This is a genomic window from Uliginosibacterium aquaticum (genome assembly GCF_012972705.2).
Lineage (GTDB): Bacteria > Pseudomonadota > Gammaproteobacteria > Burkholderiales > Rhodocyclaceae > Uliginosibacterium > Uliginosibacterium aquaticum.
On the sequence record NZ_JABCSC020000007.1, the window covers coordinates 52,051 to 77,708 of the forward strand.

The 25,658-nt window shown below is 57.3% G+C and carries 19 protein-coding genes and 6 tRNA genes; 11 read left to right on the forward strand and 14 right to left on the reverse strand.

Features of this window, described 5'->3' with window-relative positions; genetic code table 11:
* The 3 genes from HJ583_RS18680 to nirD all read left to right on the forward strand — a co-directional run bounded on the left by HJ583_RS18680 (nt 1) and on the right by nirD (nt 4,996).
* Nucleotides 1-1,572, forward strand: coding sequence for a TRAP transporter large permease subunit (locus HJ583_RS18680; RefSeq protein ID WP_170023327.1), 1,572 nt, complete (start codon nt 1-3; stop codon nt 1,570-1,572).
* Nucleotides 1,573-2,108: 536 nt separating this feature from the next.
* The gene (gene nirB / locus HJ583_RS18685; protein WP_170023328.1) at nt 2,109-4,640 is read left to right on the forward strand and encodes a nitrite reductase large subunit NirB; all 2,532 of its coding nucleotides are present in this window, start codon (nt 2,109-2,111) and stop codon (nt 4,638-4,640) included.
* A 17-nt stretch (nt 4,641-4,657) separates the two neighbouring features.
* On the forward strand, nt 4,658-4,996 hold the full coding sequence (gene nirD / locus HJ583_RS18690) for a nitrite reductase small subunit NirD (RefSeq protein ID WP_170023329.1): 339 nt from the start codon (nt 4,658-4,660) through the stop codon (nt 4,994-4,996).
* A 230-nt stretch (nt 4,997-5,226) separates the two neighbouring features.
* Here nirD and HJ583_RS18695 read toward each other — a convergent pair.
* The 5 genes from HJ583_RS18695 to HJ583_RS18715 form a co-directional block, all read right to left on the reverse strand.
* Nucleotides 5,227-5,300 (reverse strand) — tRNA-Met (locus HJ583_RS18695).
* Nucleotides 5,301-5,822: 522 nt separating this feature from the next.
* A tRNA-Arg gene (locus HJ583_RS18700) sits at nt 5,823-5,899 on the reverse strand.
* Between the two features lie 46 nt (nt 5,900-5,945).
* Nucleotides 5,946-6,022, reverse strand: a tRNA-Arg gene (locus HJ583_RS18705).
* Nucleotides 6,023-6,089: 67 nt separating this feature from the next.
* Nucleotides 6,090-6,182, reverse strand: a tRNA-Ser gene (locus HJ583_RS18710).
* A 44-nt stretch (nt 6,183-6,226) separates the two neighbouring features.
* Nucleotides 6,227-7,456, reverse strand: coding sequence for an aspartate kinase (locus tag HJ583_RS18715; protein WP_101944258.1), 1,230 nt, complete (start codon nt 7,454-7,456; stop codon nt 6,227-6,229).
* 318 nt (nt 7,457-7,774) lie between these two features.
* Between HJ583_RS18715 and HJ583_RS18720 the strand changes: the two genes are divergently transcribed.
* The 3 genes from HJ583_RS18720 (at nt 7,775) to HJ583_RS18730 (ending at nt 8,798) form a co-directional block, all read left to right on the forward strand.
* A complete protein-coding gene (locus HJ583_RS18720) occupies nt 7,775-8,068 on the forward strand; it encodes a helix-turn-helix domain-containing protein (protein WP_101944259.1) in 294 nt (97 codons plus the stop codon).
* Between the two features lie 129 nt (nt 8,069-8,197).
* Entirely contained in the window at nt 8,198-8,638 is a 441-nt protein-coding gene (gene queD / locus HJ583_RS18725) for a 6-carboxytetrahydropterin synthase QueD (protein WP_170023330.1), read from the forward strand.
* 70 nt (nt 8,639-8,708) lie between these two features.
* Nucleotides 8,709-8,798, forward strand: a tRNA-Ser gene (locus HJ583_RS18730).
* Nucleotides 8,799-8,866: 68 nt separating this feature from the next.
* Here HJ583_RS18730 and HJ583_RS18735 read toward each other — a convergent pair.
* Nucleotides 8,867-8,941: transfer RNA gene (locus HJ583_RS18735), tRNA-Arg, on the reverse strand.
* Between the two features lie 112 nt (nt 8,942-9,053).
* Here HJ583_RS18735 and HJ583_RS18740 point away from each other — a divergent pair.
* From HJ583_RS18740 to HJ583_RS18750, 3 genes are all read left to right on the forward strand, one after another.
* Complete coding sequence (locus HJ583_RS18740; protein ID WP_170023331.1) at nt 9,054-10,958, forward strand: ATP-binding cassette domain-containing protein; 1,905 nt, start codon at nt 9,054-9,056, stop codon at nt 10,956-10,958.
* A 152-nt stretch (nt 10,959-11,110) separates the two neighbouring features.
* On the forward strand, nt 11,111-12,610 hold the full coding sequence (locus HJ583_RS18745) for a pectate lyase family protein (RefSeq protein WP_170023332.1): 1,500 nt from the start codon (nt 11,111-11,113) through the stop codon (nt 12,608-12,610).
* Between the two features lie 240 nt (nt 12,611-12,850).
* Nucleotides 12,851-14,155 (forward strand): pectate lyase family protein, encoded by a 1,305-nt coding sequence (locus HJ583_RS18750; RefSeq protein ID WP_170023333.1) that lies wholly within the window; start codon nt 12,851-12,853, stop codon nt 14,153-14,155.
* 74 nt (nt 14,156-14,229) lie between these two features.
* Here HJ583_RS18750 and HJ583_RS18755 read toward each other — a convergent pair whose 3' ends face one another.
* The 8 genes from HJ583_RS18755 to tssJ form a co-directional block, all read right to left on the reverse strand.
* Entirely contained in the window at nt 14,230-15,120 is an 891-nt protein-coding gene (locus tag HJ583_RS18755) for a hypothetical protein (RefSeq protein WP_170023334.1), read from the reverse strand.
* A gap of 122 nt (nt 15,121-15,242) precedes the next feature.
* Nucleotides 15,243-15,860: a hypothetical protein gene (locus tag HJ583_RS18760; RefSeq protein ID WP_170023335.1), complete on the reverse strand. Its 618-nt coding sequence runs from the start codon at nt 15,858-15,860 to the stop codon at nt 15,243-15,245.
* A 282-nt stretch (nt 15,861-16,142) separates the two neighbouring features.
* Complete coding sequence (locus tag HJ583_RS18765) at nt 16,143-17,123, reverse strand: hypothetical protein (RefSeq protein ID WP_170023336.1); 981 nt, start codon at nt 17,121-17,123, stop codon at nt 16,143-16,145.
* Nucleotides 17,124-17,145: 22 nt separating this feature from the next.
* A complete protein-coding gene (locus HJ583_RS18770; protein ID WP_170023337.1) occupies nt 17,146-18,657 on the reverse strand; it encodes a hypothetical protein in 1,512 nt (503 codons plus the stop codon).
* Nucleotides 18,647-21,391, reverse strand: a complete 2,745-nt coding sequence (locus tag HJ583_RS18775) for a type VI secretion system Vgr family protein (protein WP_235943931.1) — start codon at nt 21,389-21,391, stop codon at nt 18,647-18,649. The genes HJ583_RS18770 and HJ583_RS18775 overlap by 11 nt, the downstream gene beginning before the upstream one ends.
* Before the next feature lie 31 nt (nt 21,392-21,422).
* Nucleotides 21,423-22,193 (reverse strand): DotU family type IV/VI secretion system protein, encoded by a 771-nt coding sequence (locus HJ583_RS18780; protein WP_170023338.1) that lies wholly within the window; start codon nt 22,191-22,193, stop codon nt 21,423-21,425.
* A complete protein-coding gene (tssK, locus tag HJ583_RS18785) occupies nt 22,190-23,518 on the reverse strand; it encodes a type VI secretion system baseplate subunit TssK (protein WP_170023354.1) in 1,329 nt (442 codons plus the stop codon). The genes HJ583_RS18780 and tssK overlap by 4 nt, the downstream gene beginning before the upstream one ends.
* 46 nt (nt 23,519-23,564) lie before the next feature.
* Entirely contained in the window at nt 23,565-24,176 is a 612-nt protein-coding gene (gene tssJ / locus HJ583_RS18790; protein WP_170023339.1) for a type VI secretion system lipoprotein TssJ, read from the reverse strand.
* 307 nt (nt 24,177-24,483) lie between these two features.
* Here tssJ and HJ583_RS18795 point away from each other — a divergent pair, with 307 nt between their 5' ends.
* The gene (locus HJ583_RS18795) at nt 24,484-25,110 is read left to right on the forward strand and encodes an outer membrane protein assembly factor BamD (RefSeq protein WP_170023340.1); all 627 of its coding nucleotides are present in this window, start codon (nt 24,484-24,486) and stop codon (nt 25,108-25,110) included.
* Between the two features lie 41 nt (nt 25,111-25,151).
* A complete protein-coding gene (gene tssB / locus HJ583_RS18800) occupies nt 25,152-25,658 on the forward strand; it encodes a type VI secretion system contractile sheath small subunit (protein WP_170023341.1) in 507 nt (168 codons plus the stop codon).

The following is a 25,658-nucleotide window of genomic DNA, read 5'->3' on the forward strand; positions in this document are numbered from 1 at the left end:
ATGGATTCTGCAATCATCATGGGCATCTTCTTCCTGCTGCTCGCAGTAGGACTGCCCGTCGCTTACACCCTGGGGCTCACTGCCATGTTCGGCGCGATCTATTTCGCCGGCGACATGAGCTACATGACCACCATCATGCTCAAGATGGGTGACGGGGTGAACAAGTTCAGCCTGCTCGCCATTCCCTTCTTCGTGCTGGCTGGCGCCATCATGGCCGAGGGCGGCATCGCCACCCGCCTGATCAACTTCGCCTCGATCTTCGTGGGCTTCATCCGCGGCGGCCTGTCGCTGGTGAACATCCTTGCCTCCACCTTCTTCGGCGCCATTTCCGGCTCTTCCGTGGCGGATACCGCCTCGATCGGCTCGGTGATGATTCCGCAGATGGAAAAGCACGGCTACCCGCGTGACTACGCAGCCGCCGTCACGGCATCCGGTTCGGTGCAGGCAATCCTGATCCCGCCCAGCCACAACGCCGTGATCTACTCGCTGTATGTGAGCGGCGCCTCGATTCCGGCGCTGTTCCTGGCTGGCGTGGTGCCGGGCCTCACCCTGTGTATCACCCTGATGGCGCTGTGCGTGTTCTTCGCAGCCAAGCGCGGCTATCCGAAGGGCGAAATGCTCACCGTGAAGCAAGCCGCCAAGCAGGCCTTCGATGCCATTCCCGGCCTGTTCACCGTGGTGATCATCCTCGGCGGCATCCTCTCCGGCCTCTACACGGCCACGGAATCAGCCGCCATCGCCTGTGTGTGGGCCTTCCTGGTCACCATGTTCGTGTACCGCGACTACAAGTGGAGCCAGCTGCCGGTGCTTGTGCACCGCACCGTGAAGACCGTCACCATCGTGATGATCCTGATCGGCTTTGCTGCAGCCTTCGGCCAGGTGCTCACCATCCTGTCGATCCCGGCGACTATCTCGGCCTTCTTCACCGGCCTCTCGGACAACCCGATCGTCATTCTGCTGGCCATCAACGTCCTGCTGCTGATCCTCGGCACGCTGATGGATATGGCCCCGCTGATCATGATCATGACCCCGATCCTGTACCCGGTTGTTGCCCCGCTCGGCATCCACCCGGTGCACTTCGGCATGATCATGATGGTGAACCTGGGGATCGGCCTGATCACCCCGCCGGTGGGCTCCGTGCTCTTCGTGGCGAGCGCTGTATCGGGTCGCAAGATGGAGCAGGTCACCAAGGCCATGGCCCCCTTCTTTGTTGCCCTGTTCACCGTGTTGATGATGGTGACCTATCTGCCCCAGCTTTCGCTGTGGCTGCCTACCGCAGTGGGTGAGCTGAACGCGGCCCCGACGGTGGTGGACGATGCTGGCAAGACCGCCAAGGGTCAGCCGGTGAAGATCGAGGCGCTGAAGAACGACTCCGACAAGGAAAACAATCCGCTCATGATCGAAGAAACCAAAGTGCTGGAAGGCCAGGGCACGGTGGATTTCGACGAGAACGGTATTGTTACCTTCACCCCGGCCGCCGACTTCGCCGGCACCGCCGTGGTCCAGTACCAGGTGACGGACTTCCTCGGCGGCAGCACCAAGGGCAAGATCACGATCACGGTTGCCCCCTGATCGATCCCCGCTAAACCCGGCTGCGGCCGGGCAGCGCCCAAAAGCAAAACCCCCGGTCTCCGGGGGTTTTGCTTTTTGGGGCCCCCATTCCGCTACGGCCTGCTTGCACCAGGCACAGCGTCCCGCGACACCTGGGCTCACCAGCCCTCGCCCACAGCAACCAACTTCCTTGCGCAGCTGAGCGCGCGCACCACACCCAAACCAATGCAGCAGAGCTGCCCTATCGCACTACTTCAGTGCTGCGCAGTTTCAAACGCATCTCCTGCTCTACCTCAAACCATTGAAAGATAAAGCCCTGTGCGTCTGGCACAAATGCTGCTAGCGATCATGCGTCCGCCTGCAACGTAGTAGCGGACATATTGCCTCCGCCAACGACGGCGAAATCCGGGCCTCTCTCTTTATCGAGAGTCAGAAGCCCGGTTATTCCAACCCGACAAAGCGCCGCGTTCTGCGGGGGCCTTCATGTACGTGCCGCTTCAAAGCCTGGCACGCGATGATTTGCACAAGCCTCCGAAGCCGGTCGTGCGAGATCCAACATGAAGATAGTCATTATCGGCCACGGCATGGTGGGCCATAAATTCCTGGAAGAACTGCATCAGCTCCAGGTACCGGATATCGAAGTCACCGTCCTGTGCGAAGAGCCCAGGCCTGCCTACGACCGGGTTCATCTTTCTGAATTCTTCGCCGGCAAGAGCGCTGAGGACTTGTCGCTGGTTGAGGAAGGCTTCTTCGAACGCAGCGGTTTCTCGCTGCGCCTCGCGGCCCGGGCCGTTGCCATCGACCGTCACAATCGCACCGTCACCACGCTCGACGGTGAGCTGCTGCCCTACGACAGGCTGATCCTCGCTTCGGGCTCCACGCCTTTCGTACCACCGGTGCCAGGGCGCGAGCGGGCGCATTGTTTCGTCTATCGCACCATTGAAGATCTGCAGGCCATGCAGGCCAGCGGTGCGCAATCGCGCGTCGGGGTGGTAATCGGTGGTGGTCTGCTGGGGCTGGAATGTGCCAAGGCTCTGCGCGATCTGGGACTGGAAACACATGTCGTGGAGTTTGCGCCGCGCTTGATGGCGGTACAGGTCGACGAAGGTGGCGGACGCGTCTTGCGCGCCAAGATCGAGGCGCTGGGCGTACATGTGCATACCAGCCGCAACACGCTGGAGATCGTTGAGGGCGAGCATGCCCGGCACCGCATGAACTTCTCGGATGGCTGCTCGCTGGAGACGGACATGATCGTGTTTTCAGCCGGCATCCGCCCCCGCGACGAGCTCGCCCGGCAGTGTCAGCTGGAGATCGGCCCGCGCGGTGGCGTAGCGATCGATAGCGTCTGCCGCACCAGTGATCCGGCCATCTTTGCGATCGGCGAGTGTGCGGCCTGGAATGAACAGGTCTTTGGCTTGGTGGCGCCCGGCTACGACATGGCCCGCGTGGCGGCCCGCTATATCGCCGGCCAGGAACAGGTGGCCTTCGTGGGCGCCGACATGAGCACCAAGCTCAAACTGATGGGCGTCGATGTTGCCAGCATCGGGGATGCCCATGGCAAGACGCCGGACTGTCGCAGCTACCAGTACGTGGATGAACGCCGTCAGGTCTACAAGAAGATCGTGGTCAGTGAAGATGGCAAGCAGTTGCTCGGTGCCGTGCTGGTGGGCAATGCCGACGAATACGGCACGCTGCTGCAGATGGCGCTCAATGGCATCACGCTGCCCGCCGATCCGGAATTCCTGATCCTCCCCTCGAGTGATGGCAAGGCCAAGCCCGGCCTCGGTGTGGAGGCCCTGCCGGAAACCGCCCAGATCTGCTCCTGCAACAACGTCAGCAAAGGGCAGATCTGTGCAGCCGTAGCTGCGGGAGCCTGCAGCATCGGCGAACTCAAGGCCTGCACCAAGGCCGGCGCCACCTGTGGCGGCTGCGTGCCGCTGGTCACCCAGGTAATGAAAGCCGAAATGGCTCGCCTCGGCATGGCCGTCAACAACCACCTTTGCGAGCACTTCCCGCACTCCCGTCAGGAGCTCTATCACCTGGTCCGGGTCGGCCAGATCAAATCCTTTGGCGAACTTCTGGCCCGCCACGGCAAGGGGCTGGGCTGCGATATCTGCAAGCCTGCCGCCGCCAATATCCTGGCTTCGTGCTGGAACGATTTTGTGCTCCAGCCCGAGCTGGCCAGCCTGCAGGACAGCAATGACTACTATCTGGGCAACATCCAGAAAGACGGCAGCTATTCCGTTGTACCGCGCATGCCTGGCGGCGAGGTAACGCCTGACGGCCTGATCGCCGTGGGACAGGTCGCCAAGAAATACGGCCTCTATACCAAGATCACCGGAGGACAACGCGTCGACCTTTTCGGTGCACGTGTCGAGCAACTTCCCCTGATCTGGGAAGAGCTGATCGAAGCCGGCTTTGAATCCGGTCATGCCTACGGCAAGTCCCTGCGCACGGTGAAAAGCTGCGTCGGCTCAACCTGGTGCCGCTACGGTGTCGATGACAGTGTCGGGCTCGCAGTGGAACTGGAGAACCGCTACAAGGGCCTGCGCGCGCCGCACAAGATCAAATTTGGCGTCTCTGGCTGTACACGTGAATGCGCCGAAGCCCAAGGCAAGGACGTAGGCATCATCGCCACGGACAAGGGCTGGAACCTCTATGTGTGCGGCAACGGCGGCATGAAGCCGCGTCACGCCGAATTGATCGCTTCAGACCTGACAAAGGCCGAGCTGCTCCGCCTGATCGATCGCTTCCTGATGTTCTACGTGCGCACGGCAGACCGCCTGCAACGCACCAGCACCTGGCGCGAAAACCTCGAAGGCGGCCTGGCGTATTTGAAGGAAGTGCTGATCAAGGACTCCCTCGGCATTGCTGCCGAGCTTGAAGCCCAGATGCAACATGTGGTGGATACCTACCAGTGCGAATGGAAGACGGCCATTTCCGACCCCGAAACCCGCAAGCGCTTCCGCTCCTTCGTCAATAGCGAACAAGCGGACCAAAGGATCGTTTTCGTGCAGGAACGCGGCCAGATCCGCCCGGCCCGTCCTGAAGAACGCGTCCAGACCTCAACTGACGGCAGCCCAGCCTGACACCAGGAGTAAGCCCCATGACAAACAGCACCCAGCAATGGACCACCGTTTGCGCAGTCAGCGACATCCTGCCCGACACTGGAGTCTGCGCCCTAATCAACGACCAGCACATCGCGATCTTCCGGGTTGGTCAGGCGCAGTTCTACGCCATCGACAATATCGACCCCCAATCCGGCGCTAGCGTACTCGCGCGCGGTCTGGTGGGCAGCTTCGGCGAGCGTATTGCGGTGGCCTCGCCGCTTTACAAAAACCACATCGATCTGCGCAGCGGCGAATGCCTGGAAAACCCAGCCTACTCAGTGCGTGCCCATTCCGTGCGCGTCGAGAACGATCACGTGCAGATCGCTGTGACCTGAGTCGCAGCGCCCCACCCCCAGACAAACAAAAAGGACATGCATGCCATGTCCTTTTTGCCTTAACCACCACTGGCAAGCCCAGGATCGAGCCTGAAGTCCCATTGCGTCCAGCACGGCGTGGCCCCTGCGAATTCGCACTTGAGTCGCTAAGTGCTTAGATTTATCCAAGCACTGACCTACAAAGCAAAAAGCCCAGTCTTTCGACCGGGCTTTCTACTGAAGGTATTGGGTTGCGGGGACAGGATTTGAACCTGTGACCTTCGGGTTATGAGCCCGACGAGCTGCCAGACTGCTCCACCCCGCGTCAGAGAAGAATCATTATGTACGTTAGTTCTTAATGAGTCAAGAACTAATTTGAAGAGACTGCCATAACATGGGTTTTTTGAAGGATTTCCTTGCCAGAAGATGCTCGATCTGGCGAACACGACAGCCGTATGGATAGCAGCAAGGAAGCCCTAACGCCTTAGAGGCTGTTCAAGATCTGTAGCGAGAGGCCGTCAGCAGGGTGAAGAGCAGTACAGGAACCGGAGTTAATGTTGGTCAATTAGGATTCCGAGCAGCGTATGAGCTCTGATCACGGCCTCGCAGTAAGTCGTGAGTAGCTTCTTACATCTTCCTGCGAAGCCCTCCCCTCAATCCACCCGGACTGCAAACTTTGCGCCCCATCTACCTTGACCAAAACTGCTGCCAGCAATAACCACAAGTAGTGTAAGCCGCGTAATTTCAAGCAGACATCAGTAGCAAGCACGCATCTGACATTCATGCCAGGCCCCAGCCAAGCGTAAAAAAAGCCAGTCTCTCGACTGGCTTTTTTTTTACTTAAACTTGGTACACCCAGAGCGATTCGAACGCCCGACCCCCTGGTTCGTAGCCAGGTACTCTATCCAGCTGAGCTATGGGTGCAAAACCCGTAAAACCAATCTTACTGAAGATTAGCTTCACCACTTATTGGTACACCCAGAGCGATTCGAACGCCCGACCCCCTGGTTCGTAGCCAGGTACTCTATCCAGCTGAGCTATGGGTGCAAAATCAAGAGGCAAGATTATCTGCTGCTTTTCTTGCCTTTGCAACATCTTTCGATGTTGTGTTCTTTGGCGGAGAGCAAGGGATTCGAACCCTCGAGACAGGTTTTGCCCGTCTGCTCCCTTAGCAGGGGAGTGCCTTCGACCACTCGGCCAACTCTCCGCGAAGAAGCAGCATTTTAGCCACTTCCCCTTGGCTGGTCAAGATCAACCAGCAACCTGATCAAGCTCGAAAGCCTTGTGCAGTACGCGTACAGCCAGTTCGAGATACTTTTCGTCGATCGCCACGGAAATCTTGATTTCCGAGGTGGAAATCATCTGGATATTGATGCCTTCTTCAGCCAGCGTGCGGAACATGCGGCTGGCAATACCGACATGTGAGCGCATACCTACGCCAACCACAGACACCTTGGCCATGGCGCGGTCGCCACGAACTTCACGGGCTCCAACATGCGCCTTGACGCCATCGAGAATCCCCAGTGCGCGATCCAGCTCGCCACGCGGCACGGTGAAGGAGAAGTCGGTGGAGCCATCCTGACCGACGTTCTGAATGATCATGTCGACATCAATATTGGCTTCAGCTATCGGGCCGAGGATCTGGTAGGCAATGCCGGGGCGGTCAGGCACGCCAAGCACGGTGAGTTTGGCTTCGTCGCGGTTGAAGGCGATGCCGGAGATGATCGGCTGTTCCATCTTGATATCTTCCTCGAATGTAATCAGAGTCCCCTCGCCGCCTTCCTGGAAGCTTGAGAGAACTCGCAATCTGACCTTGTATTTGCCAGCAAACTCGACCGAACGGATCTGCAGTACCTTGGAGCCAAGGCTCGCCATTTCGAGCATTTCCTCGAAAGTGATGCGGTCGAGCTTGCGTGCTTCAGGCACGATGCGCGGGTCAGTGGTGTACACGCCATCCACATCGGTGTAGATCTGGCATTCATCTGCACGCAGCGCCGCAGCCAAGGCAACGCCGGTTGTGTCGGACCCACCGCGCCCCAGCGTGGTGATATTGCCCGCATCATCAACCCCCTGAAAGCCGGCAACGACCACAACACAGCCTTCTTCAAGGTCGTGACGCATGCGGTCTTCATCGATTTTCTGGATCCGAGCCTTCGTAAAAGAACTGTCGGTCAGGATACGTACCTGAGCGCCAGTGTAGCTGCGCGCCTTGATCCCTTCGGCTTGCAGCGCCATGCTCAAAAGACCGATGGTGACCTGCTCGCCGGTCGAGATGACCACATCGAGCTCACGGGGATCGGGATTGCTCTGGACTTCCTTGGCCAGTGCAACCAGGCGATTGGTCTCGCCACTCATTGCAGATACCACGATCACCAGTTGATGCCCTTGCGCATGCGCCCGCGCTACGCGCTTGGCCACATTCTTGATGCGCTCGGGGGTGCCGACCGAGGTGCCGCCATATTTCTGAACTATCAGGGCCATCTTGCTTGGTGCTGCCGGAACGGTAAAGGCGCGAATTCTATAACAAGCAGCCTGATCCAGACAGGGGGCGCTAGACAAGTGTGGTCAGACTTGAAGCCCCCGCATCCATAAGTAAAAGCGTGAAAAGCGCCCGGGAAACACAGCAAATGCCACTTGAATGCCCCCGAAATATTGATCTATACTGAAGACATCTATAACCAAAGTCATAGATCGATGCTTTGGGAAGTATTTGTTTTTGTTGTTTAATATACTTCCATTCTGACTGACCATCGATCATGACGGTTCTCGCCCCCACCCCGTTGAAAAGGATAAGGTCATATGAAGATCGTTGAAAACGTAGATGTGCGTGAAATCCGCCGCAAACTGGGCCTGAACCAGTCGGATTTCTGGTCTGAAATCGGTGTGACGCAGTCTGGTGGCTCACGCTACGAGAGTGGCCGCAGCATCCCTCGCCCGGTTCAAGCCCTGCTGCGCCTGGTGCACATTGAGCAGATCGATATCAACAAGATCCGCAAGGACGACTACGAAGTGGTCGAGTTCCTGCGCTCGCAGAAGTCGGATCTGTTCAAGAGCCTGAAGAAAGAAGCCAAGGCCTGGAAGAAGGAAAAGTAATTCCCTGTTTGCATTGCATCAGCGAAGCCCCGCCAGGCATACGTCCGGCGGGGCTTGTTGTTTCTGCTTCGGCTACAATCCAGCACTCTCGCCCCATTGCGGGCTGACCGCATCCTCTGGACTTTCATCGTGATCATCACCCGCCGCCTCGAATTCGACTCCGGACACAGGATTCCGGATCACCGCAGCCTTTGCCGACACCTGCACGGCCATCGCTATGCGCTGGAGGTCACTGTTTCGGGAGATGTCACGCGGATGGATGGTGATCCTCGCAATGGCATGGTGCTGGACTTCTCGGAGGTCAAATCCTTGATGCGGCAGTACGTGGTTGACGTCTGGGATCACGCTTTTCTGGTCTACGAGGGGGATAAACAGATCCGTGACTTTCTCGACGGCCTGCCAGAGCATCGCACGGTCGTACTGAACGTGGTGCCGACCGCCGAAAACCTCGCAGCCAAGGCCTTCGAACTGCTCGCTCCTCACATTAATGATCTCTGCGACAAGGCCTTGACGCTGGAAAACGTACGGATCTACGAAACGCCCAACTGCTGGGCGGATGCTCGTCGTTAAGGCTGGACAGCCGCTCGAAGCAGCGGCAGAATGCCACTCCCTTGGCTTTCTGATAAGCCTGACCGATTCTGGAGGTGTGGCAGAGCGGTTGAATGCACCGGTCTTGAAAACCGGCGATGTTGAAAGACATCCGTGAGTTCGAATCTCACCGCCTCCGCCAGAAATAAAAATGGAGCCCTTCGGGGCTCCATTTTTTCGTCTCGCGCTCGCTCGCCAGCTTGCATGGGCTGGTACCACCAACAGGAATCGAACCTGTATCTGCCGCTTAGGAGGCGGCCGTTCTATCCATTGAACTATGGCGGCAAGAAGGCGCGCATTGTAGCGCCCTGCGGCCGTTTCGCGAAGGAGTGATACGCGGCAAAGACTAGACGGGCGAGTACAATCAGCCCCCTCCGCTTTGCCTGCCGATCGCAACATGCCTTTGCTGACTCTTGAAAATGCCTGCCTCGCCTTTGGCGACGTGGCTCTGCTGGATCATTCCGAGCTGGTTCTGGAACCCGGAGAAAAAGTCGCCCTGATTGGACGTAACGGCGCCGGCAAATCCAGTCTGCTACGCGCTCTGGCAGGGCAGGCAAAACTGGACGATGGCACGGTATGGCGCCAGCCCGGACTGAAAGTGGCTTATGTAGCGCAGGAACCAGACTTCGCGCTGGATCGGACCGTATTCGCCACGATTGCAGACGGCGTGGGTGAGGCGGCGCGCCTGATTGCTGATTATCACGCTGCGGCCCATGCACTGGCACAAGGAGAAGAGGCTGCTCTGGGGCGCATGGCCGAGCTACAGCATCAGCTCGAAGCCGGCGGCGGCTGGAGCCTGCACCACAAGGTTGAGCAAGTCATTGACCGCCTGCGCCTTGATGGCGATGTACAGGTGGCGAGTCTTTCTGGCGGCGGGATCAAACGCGTGGCACTGGCCCGCGCGCTGGCTGGTGAGCCCGATCTGCTACTGCTTGACGAACCCACCAACCACCTGGACGTTGAGGCCATCGGCTGGCTGGAGGAGCTGATCCGTGCTTTTCGGGGTGGCGTGGTGGTCATCACCCATGACCGCGCTTTCATGGACAACGTCGCGACCCGCATCATCGAACTCGATCGTGGCCGGCTGGGCAGCTTCCCGGGCTCGTTCTCCGAGTACCAGCGCCGCAAGGCCGAAATGCTGGAGATGGAGGCCAAGAGTGCTGCCGAGTTCGACAAATTCCTCGCTCAGGAGGAGGTCTGGATCCGCAAAGGTGTGGAAGCTCGCCGCACCCGTAATGAGGGCCGGGTCCGACGCCTTGAGGGGCTGCGTAGCGAGCGCGCCGAGCGGCGTGACCGGATCGGCAACGTCAACCTGCAACTGGATCGTGGCGAGAAGAGTGGACAGCTGATCGCCGAGCTGACAGACGTAAGCAAAGCCTTTGGGACCAAGACCGTCATTCAGAATTTTTCGGCACGCATCATGCGCGGCGACCGTATCGGCCTACTGGGGCCCAACGGTGCTGGCAAGACCACCCTGCTCAAGCTGATCCTCGGTGATCTTGAGGCGGACACGGGTAGCATCCGGAGGGGAACGAAACAGCAGATCGCCTATTTCGACCAGTTCCGCGAAGCGCTGGATCCGGAAGCGCCGCTGACCGAAGTGATCAGCCCCGGCTCCGACTATGTGGAAATCGGCAAGACGCGCAAACATGTGATCGGCTATCTGGAAGATTTCCTGTTCTCCCCGCAGCGCGCGCGCAGTCCGGTGAAGTCGCTCTCCGGCGGTGAACGCAATCGCCTGCTGCTGGCGCGCCTGTTTGCGCGGCCAGCAAACATTCTGGTGCTCGACGAGCCGACCAATGATCTGGACGTGGAAACGCTCGAACTGCTCGAAGACCTCTTGCAGTCGTATGACGGAACGGTGTTTCTGGTCAGCCACGATCGGACCTTTCTCGACAATGTCGTCACCCAGACCCTTGCGGCTGAAGGCAATGGAAAATGGCGTGAATATGCCGGTGGCTACTACGACTGGCTGAGAGTCAAAACGGCAGAGCGCGAAACCGCGGAAAAGAACGATGCGGGCAAGACCAGCACCGCCAAGCCCGTCGAATCAGAGCGCAAAGCCACTACCAACCGTAGTGTCAAACTCAGCTTCAACGAGAAACGCGAACTCGAAGCCCTGCCCGGCAGGATTTCGAGTCTTGAGGCTGAGCAGGCTGAGTTGCAACAACAGCTCGCCGACCCTGATATCTATCGCACGCGTGGCGCCGATGTTCCGGCCATGAACGCACGCCTTGCGGAGATCGATGAAGCGCTCCTGGAGTTACTTGAACGCTGGGAAGCGCTTGAAGCAAAAAGCTGAAAAAAGCGCACTTTTTTGAACTGGCGAAAGCCTGCTTTTGGGCGTATGTTTCCGGTCTTACCGGAACCTGAGCCGCGACTTGGAGTCAGACGGCTCGCGCGCGGTGAGGCACCTGCACTGCCCTGCTTGTCATATTCAATCTGGAGGAGAGCATGAAAAAAAACATACTGGCCCTGTCGGTCGCCATGATCGGCGTCCTGAGCGGCTGTGCCGGCTTTGAACTGGAGGCCGATGGTGATGCTTCGGGTATTGCCGGGTCGGATCTGGGCCGTGCTGTCATGCCTGCCAACAATGGCTGGGCTGCTGCGGAAGGCACCGTCACGGGTGGCTCGGCCGCCACGGCGGAAAACGACTTCACCGTCAGCAGCCGTAAAGAACTGGTTGCTGCGCTGGCCCAAGCAGGAACGAATCCGAAGATCATCCGCATCCAGGGCACGATCAATCTCTCCAGTGATGATTCGGGACGCGAATTAACAGAGAAGGATTACGCCGTTGCACCCTACAGTTTTGACGCATACATGAAGGCCTATGCGCCGGCTGTTTGGAACCAGAAGCTGGAAAAAGGCCGCCCCAACCGCAAGCTGGATGGTCCACAGGAAGCCGCACGCGAAGCCTCGGTGAAGCGCCAGCGCGACCAGATCACGATCAAACTGCCTTCGAACACCACCCTCGTAGGGCTGGGTGCGGATGCCAAGATCGTCAAGGGCAACTTGTGGATCGGGCCGGAATCCGAGAACGTCATCATCCGCAACATCTCTTTTGAAGATGCCTTCGACTATTTCCCGGGCTGGGATCCGGGCGACAGCTTCAAGATCGACAAGAGCTATCCCGGCTGCCAGGAAGCCTATGTGGATGCCAAGACGGGTCCGCAACGTTGCCCGGGCGGGCGCTGGAATTCGGAGTACGACAACATTTCGGTCAACGGTGGCAAGCGCGTCTGGATTGATCACTGCACGTTCAGTGATGGTGATCGCTCCGACAAGCTCTTCCCGCCGATCTTCCCCTTTCCACACAACGAAGTGACGCAAAAGGTCCAGCATCACGATGGTCTGGTCGACGTGACCAATGGCGGGAACTACGTGACCATTTCCTACAGCGTATTCAAGGATCACGATAAGTCCTTCCTGATTGGCGGCAGCGATAGCTCCAAGCTCGATACCGGCAAACTAAACGTCACGATCCACAACAACTACTTTGAAAACGTCGGTCAGCGCGCTCCGCGTGTGCGTTTCGGCAAGGTCCACGTCTACAACAACTACTACATTGCCAACGCAACCGGACTGGGCACCGCCAAGACCGACTACGAAAAGCACCAGCAGGAACTGGCCGCCCATGCCAAACACAACATCGCTCGCAGCCTGATCGGTGTCGGCAAGGACTCAGCGATCTACTCAGAAGCCAATGTGTTCGAGATCACCGGCGGCAAGGCTGATATCGCGGTCACTCCTTACACTGGCGGCACTGTGTTCTTCGATCAAGGCTCAAGTTTCAACGGCCAACCGGTTGATCTGCTGGCCGAATCAAATGCTGCCAGTGGCAAGGCACTGAGTCCCAACGTGGGCTGGAAGCCAACACTGTATGGCAGCAAGGTCAAGCCAGCCGCTGAGGTCCCGGCTTACGTGAAAGCCAACGCGGGAGCTGGCAAGCTCTGAGCAAGGCGGTTCTGAGTGAAAAAGCCGACGCTTCGCCGTCGGCTTTTTTCCTTACGAAAGAGATCCTGAATGCTTCACTCAAGGGAGTCGTTTGTCATGAATCCTGCAGCACGGAGGTTCTGCGCAATTCTCGTCTCAATGGCCTGTGCATGCGCCTTTGCACAGCCGGTTCCTCCTGAGCGACAGACCCTGCCTCCTGGCGATGGCTGGGCTGCGATAGGCGGAGGTGTCACCGGGGGCATGGCAGCCAAGGAGCGCTACACCTATACCGTCACCACCCGGCAACAGTTGCTGGATGCACTCAAACGGGCAGGCAACGAACCCAAAATCATCCGCATCCAGGGCACGATCAACCTGATGACGGACGATAGCGGCCGCGAGCTCGGTTTCAAGGACTTTGCGGACCCCGGTTACGACTTTGAGGCATACAAGAAGCTGGTCAATCCACACACCTGGAATCGCCAACCGCTCGTCAATGGCAGGCCCCCCCGGATTGCGGGCCCGCTCGAAGAAGCTCGCAAGCGTTCCTGGAACAAGCAGAAGCAACAAGTACAGGTACTGATTCCCTCTAATACCACCCTGATCGGCATCGGCAGTGATGCAAAGATCACCCGTGGCAATCTCTACCTCGACAAGGGCGTAGAGAACGTGATCATCCGCAACATCCACTTTGAAGATGCCTACGATCACTTCCCTCAATGGAATCCCGGAGACTCCTACAGCACGACGCGTACCGCGCCGGTTGTGGACGACTTCGGCAAGAATCACTCTGTACCAGGATGCCAGACCGAGTTCGTGGATGACGAACACGGCCCGCATCGCTGCAACGGTGGGCGCTGGAACTCAGAGTTCGACCTGATTTCAATCAAGGGCGCCAAGCGGGTCTGGATCGATCACTGCTCGTTCAGTGATGGCGAGAGTCTGGCCAAGACCATCCCGAATATTTTCACAATTCCCTACGATCAGCCTGAACAGAAGATCACACCACACGATGGTCTGCTGGACATAACCAACGCCTCTGACTTTGTTACGGTCTCCAACAGCCACTTCTTCAACCATGACAAATCCATGCTGGTCGGAGGCAGCGACAACCAGCCTGCAGACGAGGGCAGCCTCAACGTCACCTACCACCACAACCTGTTCGAGAACCTGCGCCAACGCCAGCAACTTGTACGCTACGGCAAGCTGCACAGCTACAACAATCTGTTTAAGGGCAGTCGCACCGATCCCCAGTACCCGTTCGCTTACGCCTTCGGCCTCGGTACCTCGGCACGCATCTACTCGCAGAACAATGTTTTCGAGATAGAGGGGCTGAGCGACCCAGCGCGGCTGGTCAGCCTGTTCATCGTCGGGGCAGCCCTGCAGGACCAAGGGACTCTACTCAACGGCCAGGCCGTCAGCATCGTAGAACGCTTTAACGCGGCCCAAGGCCGTGCAGTGATCCTTACGGACCTGGGCTGGACACCACCAACGCCAGACGATCTGCTCCCGCCCGAAGCCGTGCCGGCCTATGTGCTCAAGAATGCCGGGGCAGGTAAACTCTAAGCAACCCGTGCCGCCAGCTTCGCGCACGTAGTAGAGGCGCGGCCGACTGCGCCTCTACGCGGCTCGCTGAATGCTCAGCTTGAAGGGTCTGGGAACAGCGGCATACGCTTGGGTGGCTTCGGCACCGGCCAACCACTGCGCGCGGCCCAGGACGCGATGTTCGGGATAAAACCGGGAAAGTCACCGCCGGGGCAGTCGTGCAGACAGAACCAGCTCTTGCCATGACGTCCGATTACCGGTTTGGCGGGCAAATCAAAACGCCCCCAACCGATCACCGGCCGGATCGTCGCCAGGATTCGTTGCGGATAGCGCCCCTTGCGATCCGGCTTGGCACTGCGATCATCTTCGAGCTCGTAGGAAGTGACATCGATATAGGGCAGCTTGCGGTTCTCCAGGTAAGCGCGCCATTCTCGACAACCGAAGCCTCCCAGCACAGAGCTGGGCCGAAAATTCGGGCGATAACGTTGCTCATCCTCCTTCGTGCACAACGCGGGCAGCGTACCACTCCCCTCCCCCAAGGAAGCTGTCTGCCACTGCCCTAAGCCGAACACAAAGTCCTGCGTGCCATTGCCGGTAGCCAGTACCAGTTCATCATCCTGAGCCAGATGCCCAAACAAGGGAGCCCTGCTGGAGTGGCGAGAGACCAGTTCGCCGGAACGGTTGAATTCGAGCAGCAGGGAGGCAAAAACTTCCTCCCGCTCAAGAAACGCGTTCTCTACGACGTAGGTACGCACCCCTTGCGCAACAGCCTCAATCTCCTGCTCTTGACCAGGCCTCGCTTCAGAGAGCTTTTTCTTGCCACGCGTTGCGCGGATATCAAAGAAATACGGCGCATCCAGTTTCAGGATGTAACGCAAAGCCCAGGGCTGCTCCTGCCACAGCGGCATCGGTTCCGCAGAAAGAAGCGCATCAATCGCCCCTGCCCGAGCAGACACCAGACAACACAACAGCATCACCAGACGCAAAGTCAAACCAGACATGAATACAGATCCTGCAGAAGCCCCGCGTACGGGGTTAGAAGCCATGCCCGCCAGCACCGGCTCACGTGAAGGGCCGATCCGGGGCGCTCAACACCCAGCCGCTCGATTCAAACGCCACCCGTCACGAGGATGCCCTGCAGTTTCATCTCGGTGAGCAACTTCTCCGACATGGCGCGCACGATGCTCAGCCGCTCACTGCGCGTATAGCCTCCCAGCACGGCATTCCTGCTGCGATAAGGATCCTTGAATGTGTATTGCCACACTTGGCGCCCGCTCCCCTCATGCACCAGCACCGCCCGCACATCCACCTCCTGCCCCTGCAGACTGCTGCGGGTCGGCCAGATCACCAGGGAATAATTACGCTGATCCTTGCGCAACTCGTCCCAACGGTAATTCGCTCCCGCGATGTAACTGAAGGCCTGCACGTTCTGCTGGCGAAAAACCGGCTCAATGTTCTCGCGCAAATCCACCGCAAAACCATAAACCATCTGCTGGGTTTCAGAAGCCGCACTTTCGTCGTACGGAATCGGTTTGCGCGGATCCGGCATCACCTGCATGGCCACGCCCTTCTCGGGAATTTTCACCGGATCGGTGGCCACAAAAATATTCACGCCCATGAAGCGTTCGGGTAGCTGGACTTGTTGCTCCTCGGGCTTATTGCCTGAAGACACTGCGCAGGCATTCAAGCCGAGGGCAAACAAATACAGAACGAATCTAGTCTTCACTTCAAACTCCCTGTCCTAGAAATACTCAGCGTGGCACGCTGAACCATCAACCAGTAATCACTCCTGCGCAACATCCCACTGCCAGATCGTCGCAACGGAGAAAAAGTCAGGTCTTGTTTTTCAACATCCCTCTTCTTGACGTATGGCCCGTCTGGTCCGACTTCGGACTGCACTACGCCACCATCAGCCGGATCATTTCTGATAATGAAAAATGTTGTAATACAAGACCTGACCTCGCCCCCTTTGTTCGACGATTGCAGTATCGGCATATTGTGAAAAAGCCTACCGGGCAGGAAGCGGGATAGGACTAGGCTGGTTTTTAAAATACGGAGGCAGCGGACCTTCGAAAACAACGCCAAGATTCTCCTTACAAAACCTCTCGGCAGAAGCATAATCCTCTTGTGAATGAATGGAATTCGGATGAACAACCCGTTGGCCGAGATAGTTGTAATACAAGGCCTCAAGTGCATCCATACGAACAGATCTAATGTTTACGCCGCCAATATTCACTGTTAATGGCGTACGCAAATAGGTGGCAACAGTTTGAAGACTGCGCCGTGTCCCAATCCAACCAAGAAACTTCAACGCCTCAGCAAGAGCCTTTCCATCAGAATTATCTGCCGCCACCTTGGCCAAACCAATAAATTCATCTTCCAATCTGGAGCTCCCCAAAGCAGCTTGAGCGATTTTTACTTCAGTCTCAACTTCAGGATCAGACTTGCTCGCCAACTCATCAACCACCACCTTGGCCTGATAAGGCTTAGCCTTAGCAACCAACAACCAAATCTCAGATTTAGAGGATTTTTTTAATGCCTCAACATAAACATCGCCATATGCTTTAAGCGCATCATGCGTACTATTCATACGCAACTCTCTAGCCACATCGGTGGTAGCCGAATCTTTTTTAGAAAATCCTGCCAAAGAAATTGCTTTTACAATAGACGGATCTCGTAGCACAAAATCTTTTGGGTAATCCTTGTTTGCCATAAAGCCAATTTCGACCAAAAGGCCGACTATTTTTTCACGAACATCTGAATTCCCAAAAGATAACTCCTTTGTCAAAACAGCTAGCGCGCGCTTGTCAATCACACAATCAACAACCAACCCTTTGATTGGTCTGGAAAAATCCTCTCCCCTACGAAACATTTCGATATATTCATCAGCAATTTTCGACACTTCCCCTCCTTCATCCTCAGCATACGAATACCCTGAAGACATAAATACAGCCAACAAAAAAGGTAGCAACAAAAACCCGACTTTCATTTAATTTATCTTTTCAAAACAATCAAGACCGCAAAACCAAATCCCATTGATTTTCAGTCAGCAGCCCATTGGGGTTGTTGTAATTTAAAACACGAGGACAGAACCTTAGTCGATAATCAACATTACCTTGATCGTAATGCATGACGTTTGTTGAATCAACAACATCCGAAAGCCCTAACGCAGCATGCCCAATTTCGTGCACCACCGTCCACTTGGCAATATCCAACGAAGTATTTCCTTCGCAAATAATAATAGGATCTGTCGACCAGCCTGCAGCAGGAAACTCCAAAGGTTCACCAGGTGAATGATCGTAAACCAAGGGAGTCTTCAGCGACGCAACATTCCCATTCCCACTCATCACAGTTACCATTTCTTGCGAACTTCCGCGCCCCAAAGGCATGCTGTGATTCGGAAAAGAAAAAACCCCCTGCCCTCTCACCTTAACCACCACATCACCAGCCTTCGCAGCTTGATCCAGGTAATAATATGACTTCAGATTACGAACAACAATCACCCTAAATCTACCGTTCGCCACAAATGCTCTATCAATCGCCTGAAATTCCGCTCCGCCGCTATTGTTTATATCAAAACTCAAAGCCCCATCCAAATCCAGATCAAAATGCACGTCAAGGGGAGAACCATTCCCATAGTTTTGTATGTCATATTTAACAACAGCATCTTTCATTTTTTGATTTGCAGGGCCTGTATGTGCAGCATAGTCTGCAGAAGCAAATTTCAAAGAAGTCGCCAGCGACAAACTGTCAAAAATTTTTGCCACAACAATATTTGCATTTTTCTTTGCGTATACATTCACAAACAACTCTGCAAACACTTCACGGCACGGACACTTATAAAAAACCTGCAAGACGGTTTGCTTCTTTTTGCCTATTCCTGCATCTAATTGCAAATCAAAGTCTGAAGAAGCCTGAGGTGGTTGGACGCTACAAATAGAGGAGGATTTGCAAGCAAATTCAAAGTCTGAACCAATCGCCCCCCCCTCGATACAAACCTTTACAAATGAACTTTTTTCACTCTCGATGCTAACGTGATCATCGCTGCTATCGAGAGAGGTGTCGTAATCATCGTAACCGTAGTTCTGGCTTGGCGACGCCAATAATTTCACCCTTGCGACCGTTACCGCTACCGTTTTGGTAGAGACAGAGCCATCTGCCCCCGTTCGAGTTACGGTAATAACTTCAGCGTCTCGTCCTAAACTGGGAGTATCCAATGCTTCGATTCTCACCCTTCCACCGCTGACACTGGTTGGAGTGGTTATTCTTATCTTGTTGCTCTTGGTCGACCAAGCATAGGAGCTTTCTTTTGCATAACACACATTCTCGGGCAGATCTTCAGCGTACATGGTGACGCTTTTGTTTAAGTTGATTATTTTGCACCGAGCCACCAGGATGAAGTCCTTCGACTTCGTTCCCGGAAGGACTGCATCTGCACGTTTTTTGTTAGCAACGGGGGTTTGCTTTGAAAAAGCAAGATCCAGCCACTGATCTTTCCGAGAGATAAAGCTGTTATCGGCCATTTCGTACTACGTCCTTCTGCACTTGAAGAATCAACTCGTTTTGGTCTGCAGACTGAATCACATGCGTCCGTCCATTTTCATCGCTAACGCCTTCTTCAAATGTGCCATCTGGAAGCTTGATTCGATAACGAATGCCTGCAAGCGGAATTCCGTCAGGATCTCTGATCACGAACCCTTCATCAAACAGCTTCATTCGTGAATCCGGCAGCTTGCCTAGGCTGGCGGGGGCGCTGCCCCCCCCCATCAACACATTCTGACTAGCCTTGACCTCGAACTTTCCCGGACACGCAAAGGTAATGTTCGCGCCTTCGAGCGTGATCGAGCTCTGCCCCGCCTGTAGCACGATCTTGCTGTTGGCCAGCACGTGAATCTCGTCGTTGCTGCTGGTGACGATGACGTTCTGATCAGCCAGCACTTCAAGCGGGCCGTCGTGGGACTGGAGGCTGAGCGGGCTGTTAGCGGCGATCGCCTTGATGCCGCCGGCGTGGGTGTAGAGGCTGGTGGCGTCGCCCGAAACGAAACTGGCGGTATGTTGGGCCGTTAGCTGGGTATCACCCTGTACCGTTGCCGAGAGATGCTCTCCTGCAAACAGCGTACTGCTCTGCGGCGTGGTGAAGGCGATGCTGGCCGGCGCTTCCATCAGCAAGGCCGGCCCCTCAAAGGACTTGAGCTCGCGATCCGGGAGTGCGTTGCCGTCCGGCGGCGGGGCCTCTGGATAAATGCTCTGGCGGAAGGCTTCGATTTTCTGGGCCTGGGCCAGCGCATCGGCTTCGGACTGGGTCGCGGCATCCGAGAGACGCTGGGCGGTGTCATTCGCGGCCTTGAGCTGGCTGGCGGCTTCCTTAGTGTCCAGCTGGATTGATCCTGCGTTCTGAAGCGCCGTAGCGGAGATCAGCATGCCTTTGGCGGCACGCTGGATCTGCCAGCCGTCTGTGCGCAGCTCGAAGCCTTGCCCGCGCCCGGCACCACGCTGACTGCCGCTCGGGCTGTGATGGATCAGGTGCCCCAGATTGAGCTGACTGGCAAAGGCACTGCTGGCGAGGCGGGTGCGTAGTTGCCCGGTGGCGTCATCAATCTGCCACTGGCTCCAGCCATTGCCATCCAGCGTCGGAGCGTGAATGCCCGCCACCACGCCAGAGTGATTGGCCGCCTCACCGGCAGGCCACGGCACTTCGTCCTGCCCGTTATGCAAGGCGGCAACGATGACCGGACGATCAATATCGCCCTCATGGAAATCCACCAGCACTTCGCTGCCGATTCGCGGCGTGAAGTGGCTGCCCCAGTTGGCGCCGGCAAGCGCTTCGGCCACTCGTACCCAGGTGCCATTGCCCAGCTCACCCGTGGCGCGCTCGGTGTCGTGCGCGAGGCCCCCCGGGTTGGGCTGCTGACCACGCTGCCAATGAAACTGGATGCGAACCCGCCCATCCCGCTCGCTGCTGGTCGCAGAGGCGTGCGCGTTCTGGGTGCCGACAACGAGTGCGGTCTGCAGACCCGGCACGGCAGGCTTGGGAAGGGGGCGCGGCACAAGGGGAAGCGAGAGAGGAACGCTGACCGCCCGATTGCGATAGATACCGCGTTCGATGCGCGCTTGCGCACCCGCAGCACGGGCTTCACTGTCAAGGTTGTTGCTGGCTTCGTGCTCGACGATCAGCACGCGCTGCCGCGCTGCCTCGCCGTGTATGGATGGATGCTGCGTGAGGGTGAAGCAGCTGCCTGCCTCCAGCTGGCGAACGCTGCCGGCGCTGCGATGTGCTCCGCCACTGAGTGCCATGAAAGCCGTATGCAGACGCACGCTGCGCTCGGCCGCCGCCTGATCGCGGAAACGATAGGCGCCCGAACCGTCATAGTCTTCCAGACGAGGCAAATCCCCTGCCCCGCCCTGTGCAGAAAAGTCAGCGTCGCTGCTCGCTGCGGGAGCAAGCAATTGCCGGTAATCCCAGCTGGCCAGTGTCGCGGCATTGCTGCCGAGGCTGCGCGCGCTCTGCCAGGTCTGAATGCTGTCGCTGGCTTCGGTCGCGTTGTTGCGATGAAAGCGCACAAGCGGCTGACGACTCTCGGGAGCCTCGCTGCTGCCATCGACGATGATGAGTTTGTGGCGGGTATGCGCCAGCTCGCCAGAAGCGGCTTCATCCTGCTGATGCTCGAAATAGAAGGACAATCCTTCACTGGCAAACAGGCGCGCCAGGAAAGCCTGATCCGTTTCGCGGTATTGAGCGCACAGGCTGCGCAGCGGCAAGGCTTCGCTGAGACGGAATTCGAAGGCTCCGGCCGGGTAGTCGGCGAAAACTTCGCGCGCAATGTCTTCAACACTTTTATCCTGGAAGATCCGGCTGTTGCGGCGCAGTGCCATGCAGGCCGTCCACGGCTGCAACTTCAGGGCATAGCGTGCCAGAGCACCATCGCTCCCCAGCTGGGTAGCGGCCGTCACGAGACCATGCCAGCTTCGGGTGCTGCGCCCGTCTGCCAGCAGGACACGCAAGGTGAGCTCTTCGCCGATCAGGGCTTTAAGCTCCAGATGCGCCGAGCTCGCCAGGCACTGGATTTCGAACTGAAAATCCTCCGACACCGCCTCGCGCCCGCGCATCTGTTCAACCAGCAGGGCGGCCTCCGGCAGCGGGCAAACCAGCGTCAGCAGACGTGCATGCTGGGAGAGGGATTTGAGAAAATCCTCGCGGCTGGGCAGCATGCCACCCAGACTGGCAAAGAGACTCGTACTGGCAGAAGAGATATCCATCAGAAGCTCGGGAAAATACGACGAAGCCGAATCAAGGCAGGGTGATCGTGATCCGCGCCTGACGCGGCGCGAGCTTGAACAGCTCCTGATAGGAAGCGAGTGTCTTGCCGGTCTGATGATCCAGATAGGCACGCAGGCCAATGAAGCCCAGCACTCCCATCAGGCCCATGACGCTGGCAATCACCCACACCGGCACTTCGCTACGCAGGGCATGCCGGATGCGATCCGGGATCGCCCAATGCGGCGCAAAAACAGCCCGCTTGCCCTTGTGGTGCACCACTTCATCTCCCACCCGGGCGATCAGGTAATTGATCTTCTCCGGCCCTTCAAGCAGGTACTTGCCGCGAAAGCCATGCAGCAGACAGTGGTGAAACACCTCCAACGCCTGCACACGCCGAGCCCCCTGGGCGCGCAGTTGCTCCAGCTTCTCAAAGAAGCCCTCACCGGCCAGTTGCTCACCGAAAAGTGCAAGCTGCAGCGGCTGACGCTCCCACTCGTCACGCACCGAAAAGCGTGAGCCAAGAATGGCCTCATCCACTGCGGCGCAGAAGGCGTACTTCACGTCGTAGATGTCATCCGCCGAAGCATTCTGGCGCTTCGCATTACGCTCGAACTCGTCGAGGAAACGCCGGATGCGCTCGCGAAACACTCCGGCATCCGCCGGGGCTGCGCGGTTTCGCAACATGAAAAGAAGATAGAAACCGTCGTGCATGAGGTCTGCGAGGCTGCGCGCGATACGCGGTGCTTCTGCCTTGGGCTGGGCCGGCGCATTGCCGAAGAGGGTCGGAGCAGAGAGGCTCATTCAATCACCGCCATGAGTTCGAGTTTGAGATCCTTGAAGCCTGAGGGCACATAGATCGCGATGCTCTGTGCCTGCAGCATGCGTTCGTAAATGGCGCCATGTGGCTCGATAGAAAAGTAGTAACTGCCGGGGCGTACCGGAATGGCCGCAGGCACCTGCGGCGCAGCCATCAGCTTGATACCGGGCATGGCCGAGAGGACCAGCTTGTCCACATCGTCCGGCGCGCCCACCTTGACGCGCAGCGGCACCGCTTCGACCAGCTCTGCCGGCGGCATGTCAGCCCCAACCGCCAGATACAGCGAAGCGTTCGCCCCCAGCTTGTCGGACTCCAGACGACCAGAGTACTGACCAGGCTTGCTCTCGGTGATGGTGATGGTCACATAGCGTGCCGAGATCACCGTATCAATCAGATCGCGAATAATGCGATCGAGCAATTGAAAGCCCGACGCAGGATCCTGGTGCTTGTAGGCAGGTAGATCAGCCAGCGAATAGGCCTTCGAAAAGGTCAGCAACTGTCCCGCCAGGCGCAGCATGCTCTGGAACAGCCGCTCCGGATGCAATTGAGGAAGATGCAGATAATGCGAAAGCTCGGCAAAGCCGGAGCTTGCGGTATGCAGCAGCCAGAAAGACGCCACATCGCCCGAGCGAAACTCGATCACATGCTTGGACGGCTCACGATGATGGCCATAAAGCGCCTCACACTTGGCCTGCAACATATCCAGCAGACGGCGCAACATGCCATTCAGGAACGGTGAGGCGAGTACGCTGAGTGAAGGTGGCACGAAGCCGGGATCCAGTTCGAAACCCCCCGTGGCTGTACGGCGCACTTTCAGCAACGGAAACGACACGCACTGATCACGCGGCTCCGTATCAGCCAGCAGACGCACTTGCTTGCGCAGCACCGTCAGATCACCGCTCACCGCATTCGTATACAGGTCACCGGCCTCTTCATTTGCCAGCAGATAACGAGCCGCCTGCGCCGCCCGCACACCAGCCTGAGCGTAGTTCCCTCCCTCCGGACGCAGTAAGGGCAGCGCCAGATGAAAGATCAGACCTTCCGCTGGCAGGTCAAAGTCCGCCAGGGAGCGCGGATCCGGCAATGGGTCTACATAGGGCGCATCGATCTGCTCCCCGTCCTGAGCCAGCGCCTTGATTTCCACGAGCCGCAAGGAGCCACTATCCAGCGCATCGCGATCCACACTCAAGGAGCCCACTCCCCACAAACAGGGGTGCGCCGCGTGCAAACCAGTTGCCAAACGTTGCTCGTGATACAGATCCTGGCGCTGAAAATGCTGAGGCTTCAGAAACAAGCCCTCGCCCCACATCAACTTCTGAACTTTCTTCACGTCTTCGCTACCTCACCCGCTACGCTCACTTGCACGACACGCCACCCAGCGAGCCTGCATTGACCAGTTGTGCATTGAAAGGCACGCCACGCGACACTGTCATCGCACAGGCATGTGCGCCAAGCACTACGCCATTGGCATTGACCGGATCCGAGCCAGAAAAAACCAGCCGCCAGCGATCAGGGTGCGGCTTGCGAAACAGTGCTACCACGCCGAGATAGGTGGCATCCCCTGCCAGCATTTCCTGACGCACGACCTCTTGACCGGGCGTGACCACTAACTCCTTCACCTCGATCACATCACTGGCCAGCGCCCCTTTTTCCGCCAGGCCATCTGCCAACAGCTCATAGGGCGCCTGCATGAAGGCCGCCGGATCCCGCAGACGATAGAACTTGATCACCACCGCCATCGGTCGCTGACGCTCATCGGCATTCAGGTTGCGGCCGGCAAACACCTCCACACGCGTGGGCTTGGCAGGCGCTGTAGCAGCTTTGGAAAGGCTCTCCGCCGGCACCAGACCAACCAATGCCAGCGCACCATCTTTTATTTTTGTCGCACTCGAGCTGGCACACCCCTGAAACAACAAAAACATCAAAAGAAGCGCGCAAATTCTTAATTTCTTGAAATCATCACTCATTACAGGCTTCTTTCAAAAATCACCAAACACAACACCACAAACAAAAAAATAAAAAATACATCATATTCATCAAATAAAAAACAAGCCATTGTTTTTTATGGATTTTTTACGACACACAACAATCTTAAACAAAAAACAGAGGGGCGAATATACAACGACACGAAATTTTTAAAACCTGCCCATTCGAACATTTTGTAATCAAAATTTTGGGTGCTAGGATGCGCCGCCAGCAGAAAATAAAGACAAGAATTTATTTAAAATTTTCGGCCGGATTTGATGAATTCGCGACTCAAGAAGGTTAATCACAATGAAATCTATCGTTTTGCCCGTTATTTCACTTTCTCTCATCCTGCTGGTTACCGGATGTGCGCTTTCACCGCAAACGCCAGCCCCGAAAACAACCGCTCAGTTGATCGAAGAGTCGCAGACCGCGTTGAACTCGGGCAACCGCGAAACAGCTGTCGCCCTGCTCGAGAGCGCATCGAAGAACAACCCTGCTGATGCGACTCCGTGGCTCAAGCAAGCCCAGTTGCATTTCGACGCAGACAACTACCCTGCCGCCATCCAGGCTGCGGATGAAGCCATGAAGCGTGAGCCGGCCAACAAACAGGCCAAGGCCATCGCTGTCGTGGCCAGCCTGCGTGTTGCCATTCGCGCGATCAGCGACATGAGCCAGGACAGCATGCTGCGCGGCTCCAACCGCTCGGAAGCTGAGCGTCTGGCTCGCGCCTTGCGCGAAACCCTGGCTCAGGATCAGCTGGTGCCGCTCGAAGACCTCCAAGCGAAGTCCAAAACCAAGGCCAAGCCCCGCTCCACGGGCAAGACGGAATCGGCGCCCGCCACCCAGCCCGCCAGCGCCGGCAACCCGACCTCTCAGCCCAAGCCTGCCGCAGCCCCTGCTGCGGGCGGCAGCCCCTTCAGCACCCTCAAGTAAGGCGCAGCCGCGCTGCCCCAAACACTGATCCGGAGACCATCGTGGCCAAATCAGAAAGCATCCAGAAGAAACTTCAGCGCGTGCGCCCGCCCCGCGTTCAGCTCTCATATGACGTGGAAATCGGCGACGCCGTCGAACAAAAAGAACTGCCCTTTGTCGTCGGCGTGCTCGGCGACTTTTCCGGCAATCCGGAAGCCCCTTTGCCCCGCCTGCGGGATCGCAAGTTCGTCAGCATCGATGGGGACAATTTCGACGACGTAATGAAGGGCATGGCACCGCGCACCGTATTCCGCGCCAAGAACACCCTTTCGGAGGCCGGCGGCGAGCTCGGCATCGAACTCAAGTTCGAGTCGATGGAAGACTTCCGCCCGGAATCCGTCGTGCAACAGGTCGCACCCCTGCAGAAGCTGCTCGAAGCCAGGAACAAGCTAGCCGACCTGCGCGGCAAGCTGGCCGGTAACGAAAAGCTCGACGACATCCTGCAACAGGTACTGACCAGCACCGAGCAACTGGCTGTCATCAGTCAGGAAACCGGAGCCAAGGAGTAA